Annotated in this window: 13 protein-coding genes; 11 read left to right on the forward strand and 2 right to left on the reverse strand. The window is 73.3% G+C overall.

The window, feature by feature from the left end; translation table 11 throughout:
• The first annotated feature begins 76 nt into the window (after positions 1 to 76).
• From MPTA5024_RS37495 to MPTA5024_RS37545, 10 genes are all read left to right on the forward strand, one after another.
• A complete protein-coding gene (locus tag MPTA5024_RS37495) occupies positions 77 to 1,660 on the forward strand; it encodes an ABC transporter substrate-binding protein (RefSeq protein WP_051459162.1) in 1,584 nt (527 codons plus the stop codon).
• Complete coding sequence (locus MPTA5024_RS37500) at positions 1,647 to 2,726, forward strand: ABC transporter permease (protein ID WP_036333213.1); 1,080 nt, start codon at positions 1,647 to 1,649, stop codon at positions 2,724 to 2,726. The genes MPTA5024_RS37495 and MPTA5024_RS37500 overlap by 14 nt, the downstream gene beginning before the upstream one ends.
• Positions 2,723 to 3,607, forward strand: coding sequence for an ABC transporter permease (locus tag MPTA5024_RS37505; protein WP_036333215.1), 885 nt, complete (start codon positions 2,723 to 2,725; stop codon positions 3,605 to 3,607). The genes MPTA5024_RS37500 and MPTA5024_RS37505 overlap by 4 nt, the downstream gene beginning before the upstream one ends.
• A gap of 2 nt (positions 3,608 to 3,609) precedes the next feature.
• On the forward strand, positions 3,610 to 4,584 hold the full coding sequence (locus tag MPTA5024_RS37510; protein ID WP_036333217.1) for an ABC transporter ATP-binding protein: 975 nt from the start codon (positions 3,610 to 3,612) through the stop codon (positions 4,582 to 4,584).
• Entirely contained in the window at positions 4,581 to 5,579 is a 999-nt protein-coding gene (locus MPTA5024_RS37515) for an ABC transporter ATP-binding protein (RefSeq protein ID WP_063794868.1), read from the forward strand. The genes MPTA5024_RS37510 and MPTA5024_RS37515 overlap by 4 nt, the downstream gene beginning before the upstream one ends.
• A 40-nt stretch (positions 5,580 to 5,619) precedes the next feature.
• Positions 5,620 to 8,049, forward strand: a complete 2,430-nt coding sequence (locus tag MPTA5024_RS40465; protein WP_084370329.1) for a DUF885 family protein — start codon at positions 5,620 to 5,622, stop codon at positions 8,047 to 8,049.
• Complete coding sequence (locus MPTA5024_RS37530) at positions 8,046 to 9,044, forward strand: LLM class flavin-dependent oxidoreductase (RefSeq protein WP_036333219.1); 999 nt, start codon at positions 8,046 to 8,048, stop codon at positions 9,042 to 9,044. The genes MPTA5024_RS40465 and MPTA5024_RS37530 overlap by 4 nt, the downstream gene beginning before the upstream one ends.
• A 109-nt stretch (positions 9,045 to 9,153) precedes the next feature.
• The gene (locus MPTA5024_RS37535) at positions 9,154 to 10,422 is read left to right on the forward strand and encodes an amidohydrolase family protein (RefSeq protein WP_036333221.1); all 1,269 of its coding nucleotides are present in this window, start codon (positions 9,154 to 9,156) and stop codon (positions 10,420 to 10,422) included.
• A complete protein-coding gene (locus tag MPTA5024_RS37540; protein WP_036333223.1) occupies positions 10,419 to 10,823 on the forward strand; it encodes a nuclear transport factor 2 family protein in 405 nt (134 codons plus the stop codon). Before MPTA5024_RS37535 ends, MPTA5024_RS37540 begins: the two co-directional genes overlap by 4 nt.
• 221 nt (positions 10,824 to 11,044) lie before the next feature.
• Entirely contained in the window at positions 11,045 to 13,297 is a 2,253-nt protein-coding gene (locus MPTA5024_RS37545; protein ID WP_036333225.1) for a heavy metal translocating P-type ATPase, read from the forward strand.
• Here the strand turns inward: MPTA5024_RS37545 and MPTA5024_RS41660 are convergent.
• Positions 13,290 to 13,475, reverse strand: a complete 186-nt coding sequence (locus MPTA5024_RS41660) for a hypothetical protein (RefSeq protein WP_157099942.1) — start codon at positions 13,473 to 13,475, stop codon at positions 13,290 to 13,292. The genes MPTA5024_RS37545 and MPTA5024_RS41660 overlap by 8 nt on opposite strands.
• A 211-nt stretch (positions 13,476 to 13,686) precedes the next feature.
• On the opposite strand from MPTA5024_RS41660, the gene MPTA5024_RS37555 reads away from it, so the two are divergent.
• Positions 13,687 to 14,547 (forward strand): siderophore-interacting protein, encoded by an 861-nt coding sequence (locus tag MPTA5024_RS37555; RefSeq protein ID WP_198167651.1) that lies wholly within the window; start codon positions 13,687 to 13,689, stop codon positions 14,545 to 14,547.
• 195 nt (positions 14,548 to 14,742) lie between these two features.
• Here the strand turns inward: MPTA5024_RS37555 and MPTA5024_RS37560 are convergent, their stop codons facing one another.
• On the reverse strand, positions 14,743 to 18,258 hold the full coding sequence (locus MPTA5024_RS37560; RefSeq protein ID WP_198167652.1) for a choice-of-anchor D domain-containing protein: 3,516 nt from the start codon (positions 18,256 to 18,258) through the stop codon (positions 14,743 to 14,745).
• Positions 18,259 to 18,863: the final 605 nt, after the last annotated feature.

Genomic DNA, 18,863 nt, shown 5'->3' on the forward strand with positions numbered 1-18,863 from the left:
TTGTGGAAACGTTTGCTCACGGCGGCCCGGACGACCGCCCTGCAACTCCCTCCGTAGTCCGGCCTTGGAGACCCGCATGAAGATCCGGTCTGCCGGTTTGCTCACAGCGGCCATCGCGCTGTCGAGCCTGCTCGCCGCGTGCGGCGGCGGCTCGACCCCCACCTCGACGAGTTCGCAGGCGGGCGGCGGCACCCTCGTAATCGACACCGCGTTCCAGCTGAAGACCGCCGACCCCGGCCGCATGTTCGAGCCGACCGGGCTGATGGTCGACGAGCCCATCTACGACACGCTGCTCACGTTCAAGGGCAGCGACGTGACGAAGCCGGTCCCGGCGCTCGCGGAGTCCTACACCGCGGCCCCGGACGGCAAGACCTTCACGTTCAAGCTCCGCACCGGCGCCACGTTCTCCGACGGCTCGCCCGTCACCTCGGCCGACGTCGTCTTCTCGCTCAACCGGGTGAAGAACCTGAAGGGCAACCCGTCGTTCCTCATGGACGGGCTGACGGTCGCCGCCCCGGACCCGGGCACCGTGGTCATCACCAGCGAGAAGGCGAACGCCGCCGTCCCGTTCATCCTGCCCAACCCCGCGCTCGGGATCCTCAACTCGGCCGTGGCCAAGCAGCACGGCGCCACCGACGCGGAAGGCGCCGACAAGTCCGACACCGCGGAGAGCTTCCTCAACTCGCAGTCCCTCGGCAGCGGCCCGTACACCCTCAGCAGCTTCAGCACCACCACCCAGGTCGTGCTGACCGCGAACGAGAAGTACTGGGGCACGAAGCCGGCGTACTCCAAGGTCGTCGTGCGCAACGTGCAGGCCAACGTGCAGCGGCTCAACGTCCTCAAGGGCGAGTCGCAGATCGCGGTGGACCTGTCGCCCGACCAGGCCAAGGGCCTCGACCAGCTCCAGGTCGTGAACGGCGCCTCGCCGAACGTGTTCTTCCTGTTCACGAACAACAACCCGGACATCTCGAAGACCTCCTCGAACGCGAAGTTCCAGGAGGCCGTCCGCTACGGGATCGACTACAAGGGCCTGCTCGACCTCGCCGGGCAGGGCGCCGTCCAGGCCCCGGGGATCGTCCCGTCGATCTTCCTCGGCGCGCTCGCGGACACCGACGCGGTGGTGCGCGACGTCGCCAGGGCCAAGGCGGCGCTGGCCGCGTCCGGTGTGCAGAACCCCACCGTGAAGCTGAGCTACCCGAGCGACATCCAGGTCAACGGGCTCAACTTCGGCGACCTCGCGGCGCGGGTGCAGGCCAACCTCAAGGAGGTCGGCATCACGGTGAACCTGGCGCCGGCGTCGGTGCAGACCGCGCTGGACACCTACCGCGGCGGCAAGGAGGAGCTCGGCCTGTGGGAGTGGGGTCCCGACTACCCCGACCCGAGCGACTACCTCAACTTCCTGCCGGGCCAGCTCGTCGGCCTGCGCGCGGGCTGGGCGAAGGGCGCGGACGCCGCGCTGGAGAAGCTCGGCGAGCAGGCCGCGTCGACCATCGACGACCAGCAGCGGGCCGCGCTGTACAAGCAGATCCAGCAGTCGATGAACGAGTCGGGGCCGATCATGCCGCTGATCCAGCCGGCCCAGATCCTCGTCGGCGCGAAGTCGCTGAAGAACCTGCAGTCCAACGCTCTGTGGCAGGTCAACGTCCGTGAGCTCGGCTAACCCGACCGCCGCCGCCTCCGGAGCGGGCCAGAGGGCCCGCTCCGGAAGGGGGCTGCTGCGGTTCCTCGCCCGGCGCCTCGCGGCCGCCGTGCTGCTGTGCGCAGGGATCACGCTGGTCGCGTTCGTCCTGACCCAGCTGGTGCCGGGCGACCCCGCCACCGCGAACCTCGGGCAGCGCGCCATCGGCGACCCCGCCGCCGTCGCGGCGTTCCGGGCCAAGTACGGCCTCGACCGGCCGGTCCCGCTGCAGTACCTGACCTACCTCGGCAACCTGCTGCAGGGCAACCTCGGGATGTCCCAGCAGAGCCACCGGGCCGTGGCGCAGGACCTCGCGGAGTACGTGCCGGCCACGATCGAGCTCGCGCTGTTCGCGATCGTGCTCTCCCTGCTCGTCGGCGTGGCCCTCGGCGTCGTCGCCGCCGTCAACCGGGACCGCTGGCCCGACCAGGTCCTGCGCGTGGTGAGCCTCGGCGGCGTGTCGATGCCGACGTTCTGGGTCGCGCTCGTCGCCTTCTACCTGCTGTTCTTCAAGTTCGGGCTGCTGCCGGGCGGCGGCCGCCTCGACCCCGGCATGAACGCCCCGCCGCACCTGACGGGCTTCTACACGGTGGACGCGGCGCTCGGCGGCCAGTGGGACGTCTGGTGGTCGGCGGTGCGGCACCTCGTGCTGCCGTCGCTCGTGCTGGCCGTCTACACCGTGGGCATGCTGATGCGCTTCACCCGCGCGTCCGTGCTGGAGATCCTCGGCAACGACTACGTCCGCGCGGCCCGGGCCAAGGGCCTGCCCGAGCGGGTCGTCATCCTGCGGCACGTCCTGCGCCCCGCGATGGTGGCCATCATCACCGTGGCCGGCGTCGCCTTCGGCAGCCTGCTGTCGGGCGCGGTCCTCGTGGAGAACATCTTCTCCTGGCCGGGCCTGGGGCAGTACGCCTACCACAGCGCCGTCAACCTCGACCTGCCCGCCATCATGGGCGTCAGCGTCGTCGTCGCGGCCGTCTACATCGTCATGAACCTGCTCGTCGACCTCCTCTACGGGGTCATCGACCCGAGGATCAGACTGACGTGACAGTGACCGAATCCGTGCCGGCGGCCCCCGCCGGAGCCGCCCGCCGCGACCGGGCCGCCCGATCGCCGTGGCGGCAGCCGCTCGCGCTCGTGGGCGGCGCGCTCGTCGTCCTGTGGGTGCTGATCGCCGTCCTGGCGCCGCTGCTGGCCCCCCAGGGGCCGCTCGACCAGCTCTCGCCGAAGCTGCTGGAGCCGTCCGGGCAGCACCTGTTCGGCACCGACGAGCTCGGCCGGGACGTGCTGAGCCGGGTGATCTACGGCTCGCGCGTCTCGCTGCCGCTGGCGTTCCTGCTGGTGGCGCTCGCCGCCGTGCTCGGATCCGTCGTCGGGACGGTCGCGGGCTTCTTCGGCGGCTGGGTCGACGGCGCGCTGATGCGGCTGGCCGACCTGGTGTTCGCCTTCCCCGGCATCATCCTGGCGATGGCCGTGGCCGCGGCGCTCGGACCCCAGCTCCGCAACGCCGTCCTCGCGGTGGTCGTGGTGTCGTGGCCCTCGTACGCGCGGCTGGTGCGCGGCCTCGTGCTGTCCGCCAGGAACTCGGAGTACGTCGCGGCGAGCCGCCTGCTCGGGTCGTCCGCCTTCCGGACGATGGTCGTGGACCTGCGGCCCAACATCGCCGGGCCGGTGCTGGTGATGGCCGCGCTCGACGTCGGCAACGCCGTCCTCCTGCTGTCCGGCCTGTCGTTCCTCGGGCTCGGCGCACAGCCGCCGACCGCGGAGTGGGGCGCCATGGTCGCGGCCGGCGCGGCGAACTTCGACCGCTGGTGGGTCGGCCTGTTCCCCGGGCTGGCCATCCTCACGGTCGTGCTCGCCTTCAACTTCGTGGGCGACACCCTGCGGGACGCCCTCGACCCGCGCACCGCGCGCGCCATCAGGGAGTGATCATGGGAGTGCTCCTGGAAGTCGAGAACCTCACCGTGTGGCTCGCCACCCGGCGGGGCCCGCGCAAGGCCGTCGACGACCTGTCGTTCCGGGTCGACAGCGGGGAGATCTTCGGCATCGCCGGAGAGAGCGGCAGCGGCAAGACGATGACCGCGATGGCGCTGCTCGGCCTGCTCCCGCACGCCGCGCGGACCAGCGGCAGAGCGGTGTTCGAGGGACGCGACCTGCTCGCGATGTCCCCCGGGGAGCTGCGGGCGGTGCGCGGACGCCGGATCGCGATGGTGTCCCAGGACCCGTCGACGAGCCTGCACCCGATGCTCAGCATCGAGACGCAGCTGACCGAGCACATGCGTCACCACCTCGGGCTGAGCAGGTCGCAGGCGCGCGAGCGGGCCGTCGAGCTGCTCGCCACGGTGCGCATCCCCGACCCCGAGCGGGCGCTTGGCGCGCACCCGGCCCAGTTCTCCGGCGGCATGCGGCAACGGATCGCCATCGCCGTGGCGCTCGCCTGCGAGCCGCGCCTGCTCCTGGCCGACGAGCCCACGACCGCGCTGGACGTCACCGTCCAGGCGGGCATCCTGCGGCTGCTCGACAGGCTGCGCCGCGAACAGGACCTCGCCGTCGTCGTGATCACGCACGATCTCGGCGTGATGTCGGCCGTGGCCGACCGGATCTGCGTGATGTACGGCGGCCGGGTGGCGGAGGTCGGCTTGAGGCGGGACGTGCTGACCCGGCCCCGCCACCCCTACACCAAGGGCCTGCTCGACGCGCTGCCGCACCCGGAGGGCGGAGCCGCGGCGCTCCGGCCGATCCCGGGCGGTCCGCCGCCCCTCGGCGAGGTGCCCGAGGGATGTCCCTTCCACCCCCGCTGCGGGTTCGCCGTACCGGAGTGCCGGACAGAACGCCCCGTGCCGGCCCTCGTCGGACCGGCGCACGAGTCGGCCTGCCCGCCCGACCCATTGGGAGGCGCCGCGTGAGCACGCTGCTGGAGGCGACGGGAGTCGCCGTCGAGTACCACAGGCGCGGGGCGTCCGCGCTGCGCGCGGTCGACGGGGTCGACCTGAGCCTCGGACGGGGTGAGATCCTCGGGCTCGTCGGCGAGTCGGGCTGCGGCAAGTCGACGCTCGGGCGCGCGCTCGTCGGGCTGCAGCCGGCCGCCGCCGGCGCGGTCCGTTTCGACGGCCGCGACGTCACGCCCCTGGGCAGGCGGCGGCGCGAGCCGGGGCTGCGCGGCCTGCAGATGGTCTTCCAGGATCCGTACGCGTCGCTCAACCCGCGGCGGCGGATCGGCGACCAGGTCGGCGACGGGTACGTCCTCGGCGGGACCGGCCGTGCGGAGGCCGCGCGCCGGGCGGGGGAGCTGCTCGAACGCGTCGGGCTGCCGGCGGACGCCGCGAGGCGGTACCCGCACGAGTTCAGCGGCGGGCAGCGCCAGCGCGTCGCGATCGCCAGGACGCTGGCCACCGACCCGCGCTGCATCGTCGCCGACGAGCCCATCAGCGCGCTCGACGCCTCGGCGCAGGCGTCCGTCGCCAACCTGCTCGTCGCGCTCGTGCGCGAGCTCGACATGGGCATGGTGTTCATCTCCCACGACCTGTCGGTCGTCCGGCAGATCGCCGACCGCACCGCGGTCATGTACCTGGGGCGCGTCGTCGAGGTGGGCCCGACACGGGAGATCTGGTCCTCGCCCGCCCACCCCTACACGCGGGCGCTGATCTCGGCCGTCCCGCGGGCCGACGGGGCCGGCGTCCTGCCGGTCGAGCTCCCGGGCGACGTCCCCGACCCGGCGCGGCCGCCCGGCGGCTGCCGGTTCCACCCGCGCTGCCCCCTGGCGCTGCCGGAGTGCTCCCGGCAGGACCCGCCGCTCGCCGTCCTGCGGGACGGCCGGTCGGCCGCGTGCGTCCTGCAGAGCCCCGGCGAGCCGCCGCGCCCGCTGCCGGAGCCGCGGGAGGCGGCGCCTGCGGCCGACTGACCCACATCCCCACGGCACGGCCCCTATGGAAGGACGCGACATGACCGATCCCAGGTCGGTTCTCACCGATCTGACCGAGCGGTTCTGGACCTGGCGGCTCGCCACCACCCCGCGCACCCGTGACGACATCCCGCGCGTGACCCGGCCGGCCGGGTGGCGCCCGGCGTGGGACGCCGCCACCGTGAACGAGGGCCTGCGCTTTCTGGCCGGCGTCGAGAGCGGGCTGGCGGCCGTGGCGCCGTCGGAGGACCCCGCCGTCGAGGTGCCCCGGCGGCTGCTCGGCTCGGCGACGGCCCGGGTGCGCTGGGAGCTCGAGATCGTGCGGAGCTGGCGGCGCGACCCCTGGTTCTACCTCGACCAGACCGTCGGCCACGTCTTCGACGCCCTGCTGTCGCCGGCCCCCTTCGACGCGGCGCGCAGCGCGGACGTCGTCGAGCGGCTGCGCTGGATCCCCGCCACCCTCGGCACCGCGCGGGACAACCTCGAGGCGACGGCGACCCGCGAGTTCGCCGAGCTCGCGCTGCGCGACAGCGCCGAGGCGCCCGAGCAGCTCCGCGCCTCCATCGGGATGCTCGCCCCGCTGCTCGACGGCGACTGGCGGGAGGCCGCCCTGAGCGCCGCCGACGACGCCTCGCAGGCGCTCGCGGCATGGCGGTCCTGGCTTGCCGGCCGCGTTCCCACGTTCGCCCCGCACCGTCCCGTGGGCCGGGAGGCGTTCGGGTTCTTCCTGCATCGCGTCGCCCTGCTGCCCTGGTCGGCCGCGGAGATCCTCAACCTCGCCGCGCAGGAGCGCGACCGGGCCGAGGCGTTCGAGCTGTTCGAACGGGCGAGGTCCGGCCCCCCCGAGTGGCCGCCCCCTCCCGCCACGGCCGAGGAGCAGTGCGCGACGGAGCGGGCCGCCGAGCTCGACGTCCGCGCGTTCTACGAGGAGCGCGGGCTGCTCTCGCAGCCGGCCTCGCTGCGGCACTACCGCAACCTGCCGCGGCCCGCCTACCTGGAGCCGCTGCGCTGGCTCGGGGTGAGCGACGACCTCACCGACGAGGACCGGCTGGCCGAGGACGGCGTCAGCTACGTCCCGGCACCGGGCCCCGGCCTGCCGTACTTCTACCGCGCGAACGCGGCCGACCCGAGGGCCGGCATCATCCACGAGGGGGTGCACTACCAGCAGCTCGCGCTCACCTGGCGGCACCCCGACCCGGCGCACCGGCGGTTCTACGACTCCGTGCCGAACGAGGGGATCGCCTTCTACAACGAGGAGATGGTGCTGCAGGCGGGGCTCTTCGACGACGCGCCGCTCACCCGCGCCATCGTCTACAACTTCATGCGGCTGCGGGCGATCCGGGTGGAGGTGGACGTCAGGCTCGCGCTCGGCGAGATCGACATCGACGGCGCCGCCCGCATGCTCCGCGACCTCGTGCCGCTCGACCTCGACACCGCCAGGGAGGAGGCCGCCTTCTTCGCGGCGACCCCCGGGCAGGGCCTTTCGTACCAGGTGGGAAAGGTCCAGGTGATGCGGCTGCTCGCCGACGCCGCCCGGCGCGCGGGCGACGGTTTCGACCTGCGGGCCTTCCACGACGCCCTGTGGTCCGACGGCAACGTGCCGCTGGCCGTGCAGCGGCTTCAGCTCCTGGACGACGCGGGCGACCTGCGGCGGGCCGACGCCCTCGCGGACGCCTCCGTCGACATGCGCCGGTTCGCGGACGACCTCGTCGACGCCATCGCCTCCGGCGACGTGGCGCGGCTCGACCGGCTGTACGCGGAGGACATCCGGGTGTGGCACAACCACGACGGCGTGGCGCGGGACAAGGCGGAGAGCCTCGACGCCGTCCGACGCATCGCCGCGCACTACGACGGCTTCCACGCCACCGATCTGCGCGTCGACCCCCTGCCGGACGGCTACGTGCAGCGGTGCGTGTACCGCGGCCGCGAGCGGGCCACGGGCGCGGAGCTCGCGGTCGACGCGATGATGCGCGTCGAGGTCCGGGACGGCCGGGTCGTGCGGATCGAGGAGTACACCGACCCGGCGCAGGGCTCCGTCCCGGAGGCCGGCGGCTCTCCGGGCGACGCGGACACGCCCCCGCCCGGTCCGCGGTTCCGCGACGGGACGGGGTGGGAGGAGCAGGCGGGGTACTCCCGCGCGGCCCGGCAGGGCGACGGCATCGCGGTGAGCGGGACGACGGCGCACGGGCCGGACGGCTCGGCGCTGCACCCGGGCGACACCTACGCGCAGACCCTCGAGTGCCTGCGCAGGGCCGTGGCGGCCGTCGAGGAGCTGGGCGGCGCCCGCACGTCGGTGGTGCGCACCCGCCTGCTGCTGGCGCCGGCGGCCGACTGGCGGGAGGCGTCGCGCGCCCACGCCGAGGTGTTCGGCGACGTGGCGCCGGCCAACAGCACGTACGTGGTCGGCTCGCTGATCGGTCCCGACTTCCTCGTCGAGGTCGAGGTCGACGCGCAGGCGGTCCGCCGATGACGTACTCCCTGCGGGTGAACAACGATCTCGACGTCGCGACCCTCGTCGATCTGGCCCAGCGGGCGGAGCGGCACGGCTTCGACCAGCTCTGGGTGTCCAACGACCTGTTCCTGCGGTCGGCCCCGGTGCTCCTCGGGGTGCTCGCGGCGAAGACGGAGCGGATCAGGCTCGGCGTCGGGATCATGAACCCGTACTCGGTCCACGTCGCCGAGATCGCCATGATGGCGGCGACCATGCAGGAGGCGACCGGCGGCCGGTTCCTGCTCGGCCTCGCGGCCGGCTCCGCCGAGTTCCTCGCGTGGGCGGGGATCGAACGGCCGCGCCCCCTCACGAGGACGGCGGAGGCGGTGACGGCGGCCCGGGCCTTGCTGGGCGCCCGCGACGTGCGGGGGGAGCTGCCGGAGTGGTTCGGGCCGTCGGCGGAGCTGCGCGTCCCGCCGGCCGCGCCGGTGCCCGTGTACGTCGGGGGCATGAGCCCGAAGATGCTGGAGATGGCGGGGAGGCTGGCGGACGGCGCGCTGCCGCTGCTCTACCCGCCGGAGCACTTCGCGGACGCCAGGGCGCAGGTCCTCCGGGGAGCCGAGGACGCCGGGCGGTCGCCGGACGAGATCGACATCCCCGCCTGCTTCTGGGTGTCGGTGGCCGACGACGCCGAGGAGGCGCGGCTCGCCCTGGCGGCGAAGATCGCCTACTACGGGCCGTCCTTCGCGCCGTACCTGCTGACCAGGGCCGGGCTCGCGATCGAGGACTTCGCCCCGGTGACGGCGGCGCTGGAGGGCGAGGGCCTGGACGCCGCCGCCAGGCTGGTCGACGACAGGATGCTGGCGCTGGGCGTCACGGGCAGCGTGGCGCAGGTGGTCGAGCGGTGCCGGTCGCTGCGCGAGATGGGCGCCACCCACCTGTCGTTCGGGCCGCCCCTCGGCCCGGACGTGCGGCAGGCGGTCGACGTGCTCGGCACGGAGGTCCTGCCGGCCCTGGCCGCGGTGCCGGGATGACCGGCGGGCACGGCGACCCCGGGGTCGCGACCGCGGTGCGGCGCGGCCTCGCCGAGGGCCGCGCCCGGGCCGGGGCGGCCCGGGAACTCTACGGACAGGAGTGGATCTCATGAACGCCGCGGCTCACGCGGAACCGCCCGGGATCGTGCTGACCGGCTGCACGGTGGTCGACGGCCGGGTCCTGGACGGCGTCGGCCCCATGCCCGGCGCCGCCGTGTGGGTGCGCGGGGAGCGCATCGCCGCGGTCGGGCCCGCCGCCGAGGTGCTAGCGGCGGCGGGAGCGGCCGGCGAGTTCCGGCGGGTCGACCTGGCCGGCGCGTACGTGACCCCGGGGCTGGTGAACATGCACACCCACCTGTCCCTGTCACTGCCGGGCCAGGGCGGCGACGCCGTCAAGGGGATGGGCGCGCACGAGCTCGCCCTCTACATGGCCGACGGCGCCCGGCGCACGCTGCTGTGCGGGGTGACCACCGTCCGGTGCGTCGCGGAGAAGGACCACGCCGACTTCGCGCTGCGCCGCGCGATCACGTCGGGACGGGTGACCGGCCCGCGGATCTTCACCGCCGGCCGGGCCCTCGTCTGCACCGGCGGCCACGGGCACGAGGGCACGGACACCCTGGAGTGCGACGGCGTCGACGGCTTCCGCCGCGGAGTGCGCAGCCAGGTCAGGGCCGGAGCCGACCTGATCAAGGTGATGATCTCCGGGGGCATCGCCGGCGAGCACGAGGCGATCCACACGCGGCAGCTCTTCGGCGACGAGCTGGCCGCCGTGATCGAGACGGCGCACGCCTGGGGCCGCAAGGTCACCGCGCACGCCGGGCCCGCGCCGGTGATCGCCGAGGCGGTCGGGCTGGGGCTGGACTGCGTCGAGCACGGCTACCAGCTCACCCCGGAGGTCGCGGCGCTGATGGCGGAACGGGGGACCGCCCTGGTGCCGACCCTGCTCGTCACCCGCTGCAAGGAGTTCTTCGACGAGCTCGGCGTGCCGGAGTGGATGCAGCGGCGCTCACTCGGGGCGGGCCCCCGGCACCTGGAGAGCTACGCCATGGCCCTCGCCGCCGGCGTGGAGGTGCTGCTCGGCAGCGACATGCCCCCGTTCTGGGGGTTCGAGGGCACCAACGCCTCGGTGCGGGAGCTGGAGCACATGTCCGGGGCCGGCCTCGGCCCGGCGCGCGCCCTGTACGCCGGCACGCTCGGCCCGATCCGGTGGCTCGGCGCGGAGGCCGATCTCGGCAGCGTCGAACCCGGCAAGTTCGCCGACCTGATCGCGATGGACGGCGACCCCCTCGCGGACACCTCGGCGTTCCGGGGCGTGCGCTGGGTGATGGCGGGCGGCCGGATCGTCCGCGACGACCGGGCCGGAATCGAGGCGGCATGACGGGACAGGACGCGGCCGGCGCGGTCGCGGCGGGCATCGAGGACATGTACGACGCCTTCCTCGCCGGCGACCGCCGCCGTTTCGACGCCCACCTGCACCCCGAGGTGACCACGTGGGAGACGCACCTGCCGGGCCCGCTGCGCGACCGCGCCGACCTCGACGCCTACCGGGCGCAGCGCGACGCGGCCGGGGCCCGGCCCGCCCTGGCGTCGCTCGCGGCCCGCGACATGCGGGTGGACGTGTGGGACGACACCGCCGTGGCCCGCTACGTGCTGGTCGCGGTCCCGGCCGTCGGGGGCGCCCCCGAGGAGACCCGGGTCACCGACGTGCTGCGGCGCTCGGCGCAGGGCTGGCTCATCGTCCATCACCACGCCGAGCTGGTCCGGACCGGGCAGGGGTGAATCCGGCCCCCAGTCTGGGGCCCCCGGCGGCCGCCAATACGGTGGAGGGGTATAGTCGACGATATGACCTGGGGGAACCGCGGCGGCCCCGTGACGTCCGTCACGGGGGAAAGAGGGCGGCCACGCCGCGTACCCTCGGTGGACGTCGGCGGTCTCGCCGGCCGCGACGCCCGCGAGAGCGTCCCCCGCCGGGGACGAGCAGCTTGCCGAGAGGAGAGGCGATGACCTCCGTCACCGATGACAGGCGGCCCACCGCGACCGCCGGCGTCGAGCTCTCGATCAGTGGAATGACCTGCGCGTCCTGCGCCAACCGGATCGAGCGCAAGCTCAACAGGCTGGAGGGCGTGTCCGCCACGGTCAACTACGCCACGGAGAAGGCGAAGGTGACCTTCCCCGAGGGGCTGGACCCGCACGTCCTCGTCGCCGAGGTGGAGAAGGCCGGGTACGGGGCGAGGCTTCCCGAGCCTCCCGCGCCCGAGCCCGGCACGGGGCCGCGGGACGCGGACGACGAGCTCGGCTCCCTGCGCACTCGCTTATACGTCTCCGTCGCGCTCGCCGTTCCGGTCGTGGCGATGGCGATGATCCCCGTCCTGCAGTTCACCTACTGGCAGTGGCTGTCGCTCACCCTCGCCGCCCCGGTCGTGGTGTACGGCGGCCTGCCCTTCCACCGGGCCGCCTGGACCAACCTGCGCCACGGCGCGGCGACCATGGACACCCTGGTGTCGCTCGGCACGATCGCGGCCCTCGGCTGGTCGGTGTGGGCGCTGTTCTTCGGCACCGCGGGCATGCCCGGCATGACCCACGGGTTCGACCTGACCATGTCGCGGGGCGACGGCTCCGGGAACATCTACCTGGAGGCGGCCGCCGGGGTGACCGCGTTCATCCTGGCCGGACGCTACTTCGAGGCCCGGTCCAAGCGCCGGGCGGGCGCCGCCCTGCGCGCCCTGCTGGAGCTGGGCGCCAAGGACGTCACGGTGCTCCGCGACGGCCGGCAGGTTCGCGTGCCCGCCGGCGAGCTGAAGGTGGGCGACCGCTTCGTCGTACGGCCCGGGGAGAAGATCGCCACGGACGGCGTGATCGAGGAGGGCGGCTCGGCGGTCGACGCCTCGATGCTCACGGGGGAGTCGGTCCCGGTCGAGGTGCGGCCCGGCGACGCGGTGACCGGAGCCACCGTGAACGCCGGCGGCCGGCTGGTGGTGCGGGCGACCCGTGTAGGGGCCGACACCCAGCTCGCCCAGATGGCGCGGCTGGTGGAGGAGGCCCAGACCGGCAAGGCCCAGGTGCAGCGGCTGGCCGACCGCATCTCGGGAGTCTTCGTCCCGATCGTCATCGCGCTGTCGGCGGCGACGCTGGGGTTCTGGCTGGGCACGGGTGAAGGCGCCGGCGCCGCCTTCACGGCCGCGGTGGCGGTGCTGATCATCGCCTGCCCCTGCGCGCTGGGGCTGGCCACGCCGACCGCGCTGCTGGTCGGCACAGGCCGCGGCGCCCAGCTCGGCATCCTGATCAGGGGTCCGGAGGTCCTGGAGTCGACCCGCCGCGTCGACACGATCGTGCTCGACAAGACCGGCACGGTGACCCGGGGGGAGATGAGCCTGGTCGAGGTGCGCGTCGCCGAGGGCACGGCCGAGGAGGAGGCCCTCCGCCTGGCCGGCGGCCTGGAGCACGCCTCCGAGCACCCGATCGCGCAGGCGATCGCCCGCGGCGCCGCCGAGCGCGTGGGCATGCTGCCCACGCCGGAGGACTTCGCGAACGTCGAGGGCCGGGGCGTGCGGGGCGTCGTGGACGGCCACGCCGTCCTCGTGGGACGGCCGGCGCTGCTCGCCGAGTGGTCGCAGCGGCTGCCTGGGGACCTCGAACAGGCCGTTGACGAGGCGCAGGCGGCCGGTCGCACGGCGGTGGCGGTGGGGTGGGACGGCGCCGCCCGCGCGGTCCTGACGGTGGCCGACACCGTCAAGCCGACCAGCGCCGAGGCCGTCGACCGGTTCCGCGGGCTCGGCCTGACGCCGGTCCTGCTCACCGGGGACAACGAGGCCGTCGCGCGGGCGGTCGCCGCCGAGGTGGGCATCGCGACCGTGATCGCCGAGGTGCTGCCCGGCGACAAGGTCGAGGAGGTCAAGCGCCTTCAGGCCGAGGGCAGGACGGTCGCCATGGTGGGCGACGGTGTGAACGACGCCGCGGCGCTGGCCCAGGCCGACCTCGGGCTCGCGATGGGCACCGGCGCCGACGTGGCGATCGAGGCGGCCGACCTGACCCTGGTCCGGGGCGACCTTCGGGTGGCCGCCGACGCGATCCGGCTGTCGCGCCGGACTCTGCGCACCATCAAGGGCAATCTGTTCTGGGCGTTCGCCTACAACGTGGCGGCGCTGCCGCTGGCGGCGCTCGGGCTGCTCAACCCCATGATCGCCGGGGCGGCCATGGCGTTCTCCAGCGTCTTCGTCGTCAGCAACAGCCTGCGCCTGCGCCGCTTCAGGTGATCTCCCGGCTTCCGGGCGGGCCCGGCGGCTCGTCGCGTCGCGGAGGCGGCACCGGGGCGTAGACGTGCGGGCAGTCGTGGCCTGACGGCAGGACGCAACGCCGGCCGGACTCGAGCGTCGCGCATCGCCTGGCGGTGTCCCGCTGCGGCAGGTCCGGCGACGGGGTGGTCTCGTTCATGATGGTTCCCGACGGACGGGTGACGGGTGCCCGCTCCCGGGGGTGGGAGCGGGTCCGCACGGCGGGGCCGCCGGCCCCGCGCTTCAGATGGTACAAGGGGAACATTTGGAGCAGATGTAACAATCCGGGCCGCAAGCGCTCGGAATGGTCCGCGTCCGCCGGTTGCCCGAATTAGTTAGGCTTACCTAACAAGACGATGAAGGGAAACCGTATGGCGACGACCGAACCGGTACGGCGCACGCGCCCCACGACGACCGGCGTGGTGCTGCGCACCGAGCGGCTGACCCCGCACATGATCCGCGTGGTGCTGGGCGGTGAGGGGCTCGCCGGGTTCGGCGCGGGGGAGTTCACCGACCACTACGTGAAGCTGCTGTTCCCGGTGCCGGGGGTGGACTACCCCGAGCCGTTCGACATGGGGGTGATCCGCGCCGAGCTGCCGCGCGACCAGTGGCCGAGGACGCGGACCTACACCGTGCGGTCCTGGGACCCGGCGGCGCTGGAACTGGCCGTCGACTTCGTCTACCACGGCGACGAGGGGCTGGCCGGGCCGTGGGCGCTGCGGGCGCGGCCGGGCGACGTGATCCGCTTCATGGGGCCGGGGGGCGCCTACGCGCCGAGCGCCGAGGCGGACTGGCACCTGCTCGCCGGGGACGAGAGCGCGCTGCCCGCGATCGGCGCGGCGCTGGAACGGCTCCCGGCCGGGGCGCCGGCCCACGTCTTCGTGGAGGTGGAGGGCCCCGAGGAGGAGCAGAAGCTGCCGACCGCGGGCAGTGCGGAGATCGTGTGGCTGCACCGCGGCGGCGGGCAGGTGGGCGAGGCGCTCGTCCGGGCGGTGCGGGGGCTCGACTTCCCCGAGGGCGTCGTGCACGCCTTCGTCCACGGGGAGGCGACCTTCGTCAAGGAGCTGCGGCGGTATCTGCGCGTGGAGCGCGGCCTGCCGATGGAGCGGCTGTCGATCTCCGGCTACTGGCGGCGCGGCCGGGACGAGGACGGCTGGCAGTCCTCCAAGCGGGAGTGGAACCAGCGGATCGAGGAGGAGGAGGCCGAGGCCCTCGGCGTGAGCGGCCCCTAGGACCCCGCCCTCACCCCCGCCTCACCCCCGCCCTCACCCGCGGCCGCACCCGCGGCCGCACCCGCGACCGCGGCCGGTCGCCCGTCCGCGCTTGGGCACCATGACCTGGCGTCGGGCGGCCGCCCGCGAGGAGAACGACGCGGGCGGCCGGGCGCGAGACGCGCCCGGCCGCCCGGACCGGTCACCGGTCGATCGCTAGCTGTTCCAGACCTGGAAGCCCGAGATCTGCCCGGCGGGCCAGCCGGTGTTCGCCGTGACGGTGAGCCGGAAGTACCGCTGGGTCGTCGCGGGGAACGTGATGGTCACCGTGTTGCCGCCGGCCGGGTCGAAGGAGTAGGCGGTGGAGCCCACGATTGTGGTGAAGCTCGTCCCGTCCGTGCTCCCCTGGACCGTCAGCGTCTCCTTGCGCGCCTCCCAGGACGCGGGGAGCTGCAGGACGATCCTGCCGGCGCTCTGGGCCGAGCCGAGGTCGACCTGGACCCACTGCGGGAAGGCGTTGTTGGCGCTCTCCCAGTAGGTGTTCTGGTCGGAGTCCGTCACGTTGCCCGACCCGTAGGTCTGCGTGTGGCTCGACTCGCCGGTGGGCTTGCCCGCCGCCAGGTTGGTGCTCGTCCCGCCGGCGCCGGTCCCGGTCAGGGCGACCGTCACCGGGCTGTTCGACGCGTTGCCGGTGACGGTCAGCGTGCCGGTGCGGGTGCCGGAGGCGGTCGGCCGGAAGGTGACGCTGACGGTGCAGGACGCGCCGGCCGTGAGAGTGCCGCAGGTGTTGGTCTGGGCGAAGTCGCCCGAGACCGTGACGCCCGAGATCGAGCCGGAGGCGTCACCCGTGTTGGTGACCGTGACCGTCTTGGCCGCGCTCGTGGTGGTGAGCGCCTGGCTCGCGAAGGTCAGCAAGGTGGGGTTGGCGCTCAGGGTGGCCGAGCCGGACGAGCCGCCGCTCGGGTACACCTCGAACTCCGACACCTGGCCCGCCGGCCAGCCGGTGTTGGCGGTGATGTTGAGCCGGACGTACCGGGCGTTCGTCCCCGGGACCGTGATGGAGACGACGTTGGACGGCGAGGTGAACGTGTAGTTCGCCGAGCCGACGGCCGTGCTGAAGGTGGTGCCGTCCGTCGACGTCTGCACCGACAGGGTCTGGGTGCGGGTGCCCCAGGCCGAGGACGGCGGCAGCTTCAGCGTCACCTTGCCGATGCCGTACTGCGCGCCCAGGTCGACCTGGAGCCACTGCGGGAAGGCGTTGTTGGCGCTCTCCCAGTAGGTGTTCGCGTCGCCGTCGGTGGCCGTGGCCGCACTCTGCGTCCCGTTCACCTGGCTGCTCGCCGTGGCCGGTCGGCCACGCGCGATGTTGGTGGTGCTGCCGACGCCGCTGCCCGACAGGGAGATCGTGGCCGGGCTGTTGTTGGCGTTGCCGGTGATCGTGACCGCGCCGGTGCGCGTGCCCGAGGCGGTCGGGGTGAACCGTACCGTCACCGTGCACGACGCGTTCACCGCCAAGGTGCCGCAGGTGTTGGTCTGGCTGAAGTCGCCGCTCGCCGAGACCTCGGAGACGGTCGCCCCGGTCGTCCCGGTGTTCGTCACGGTCACGGTCTGGGTGGCGGAGGAGCTGCCGACGACGGTCCCGGGGAAGGACAGGCTCGTCGGGTTCGGGGTGAGGATCGGCCCGGGAGCCACTCCCGTGCCCGACAGCGCGACCGTGCTCGTGACGCCGGACGCGGTGATGGTGAGCGTGCCGGACCGGGATCCGGACGCGGTCGGCGTGAACGTGACGTTGACCGTGCACGAGGCGCCGGCGGCGATGCTGCCGCCGCAGGTGTTGGTCTGGCCGAAGTCGCCGGAGGCGGTGATCGAGGCGACCGGCGCCGCGGAGCTGCCGGTGTTGGTCACCGTGACCGCCTGGGCAGCGCTCGACGAGCCGGTGGCCACAGTGCCGAAGCCGAGCGTGCTCGGGCTGATCGACAGCTGCGAGCCGTTGTCCGGCAGGTACGGCGGGAACGCGGGGGTGGTGATGTTCTGGCAGGCCGTGGGGCCGGTCATGCCGGAGTTGCCGCCGCCGTCGGTCAGCGTGAAGCCGACGCCGCAGTTGTAGACCGGCGCCGGGGCCTGGGTGCCGGTCGCCGTGCTGTTGGAGATGGTGGCCGACCCGCCGACCTGCTCCTGGACGACCCAGGTGCCGGTGTTCTGGATGGTCGCGTTGTTGATCTTCACGTTGGTGATGCCGGAGCCCGAGACGAACTGGACGGCCTCGAACGGGCTCTGCTGGATCAGGATGTTGTCCACGTTGGTCAGGCCGCTCATCGCCGCGTCGCGTGCGTCGAACCAGAGCGCGCCGACCCCGAAGTTCCAGTTGGGGTCGAGGCTGCCGTCGCGGATCAGCGTGTTGCGCAGCACGTCGGTGCGGCCCAGCGGGGTGGAGGCGAAACGCTGCGCGACGTGGATGCCGCCGCCCTGGGTCAGGCCCGAGTCGATGACCCGGTTGTCGGCGACGACGTTGTCGTGGCCGCCGTAGATGGCGATGCCGTTGGCGAGGATCGGGTACTGCACGGTGTTGTGGTCGAACGAGTTGCCGGCGTCCGCGCCGATCGCCTGGTCCGACCAGGTGGCGAGCCCGTCGTCGCCGAGGTTGCGCAGGTCGCTGTTGGTCACCTTCGAGTTCGTGACGCCGCCGTGGAAGTTGACGCCGTCCGCGGTGGTGTTGCGGATCCGCATGCCGCTGAACACGAGGTTGTCGAACGGCCCGTCCATCCAGGCGCCGACCTTCTCGTGCTCGATCCACAGGCGGTCGACGGTCGAGTTGCTCATGGCGCCGCCGATGCCGTTGACCTGCGCGCCGTCGTTGCGCTCCTGGACGTCGCCGAAGATGGCGAAGTCGGCCAGGTGGACGCCGCCGCTGCCGTTCGGCGCGTTGTTGCCGTAGAAGCCGGGGGCGGCGCCGGTGACCGTGGAGCGCCACATGCCGGCGCCCCGGATGGTCACGTTGTTGACCATGATGTGGCCGGGCACCCGGTACGTCCCCGGCGGGATCCACACTGTGCCGCCCGCGCCGGCGGCGCTGATGGCCGAGGTGAACGCGGCGGTCGAGTCGGCCGAGCCGGACGCGTCGGCGCCGTAGTTGGCGATGGACACCGAGCCGGCCGGCTGTGACAGCGCGCCGCCGACGTTCTCGAAGTCGGCGAGGTCGATGGTGTACGACGAGGCGGTGTCCTCGGGGTCGACCTGCAGCCGGAACTTCGTCCCCGCCGGGTAGGTCGTGGAGAACAGCCGGTGCGCCTCGTCGTAGAAGTGGTGCGGGTTCCCGCCCGGCGAGTTGGTGAACGGGTAGCCGCCGTAGTACCAGCTGTAGGCGTTGGTGAGGGTGAAGTTGCTCTGCTTGGTCCCGTTGACGTACAGCGACAGCTGGGTCGTGTAGACGGATCCGCCGGAGCTGTCCGGGATGCTGTACCGGAAGACGATCGAGTTGGTCGCCGTGGGCGTGATGAACTCGACGTACTTGCCGCCTCCCTGCAGCGTCACCGCCTTGCGGTAGGACGCCTCGGCGGGCAGCGTCCCGTAGACGGCGCTCGGGCCGATGACGGTGCCGTTGGTGGTCGAGTTCTCCGCCTGCACCTCCACGTACGGGAGGGAGGCGCCGACGCCGCCGGTCGCGGCCGCGGAGGCGGGACCGGCCTGGACGACGGCGGCGACACCGGCCGCGGCCAGCGCGGCGCTCGCCACGAGAACGCGGGCTAGCGGCCCGCGCGGTGGACGGGGGATGGACATCTGCTGCTCACTTTCAGCGCTGCGGGGGGAACAGGCCCGGAGAGCGATGGGATCGATGTACCTGGGACCGTAACCTCAAGGACATCTCTCCGCAATAACCGAACTGCTCCGTGATTGCAGCTCAATTTTTGCTGCAAATTTTCGTCACCCTTGACAACGGCAGGCGCAAGCGACGTGGAGAGCCCGGTGGTGCCGGGTGGGCGAGCCGGGTCGTCCATGCCTGCGTGGCCGTGCCGGGCCGCCTGGAGACGTCCTCTTGACGGACGCATTACAGAGGCGTTTCATCTTCCTGATAAACGGCCGCGAATTGCTTGCCAGACTCTGGAAATCTCCGACACGCTCTGAGCCGCCATACCCACACGCGCTGTCCGCGCACGAGCCGTACCGCCGGGTCCGCATGCCGGGCTCCCCCTCATCGACGCGGCGGCGGGGGGACCGCTCCGTACCGCGGTCTGAGGAGGAAACGCATGCGCCACCATCCCCGTGCCGTCTTACGCCGCCTGACGGGCGCGGCCGCCGCGGCCGTCGCGGCCGGCGCCGCGCTGGCCGCGGTCATGACC

This window comes from Microbispora sp. ATCC PTA-5024 (genome assembly GCF_000511135.2).
Lineage (GTDB): Bacteria > Actinomycetota > Actinomycetes > Streptosporangiales > Streptosporangiaceae > Microbispora > Microbispora corallina.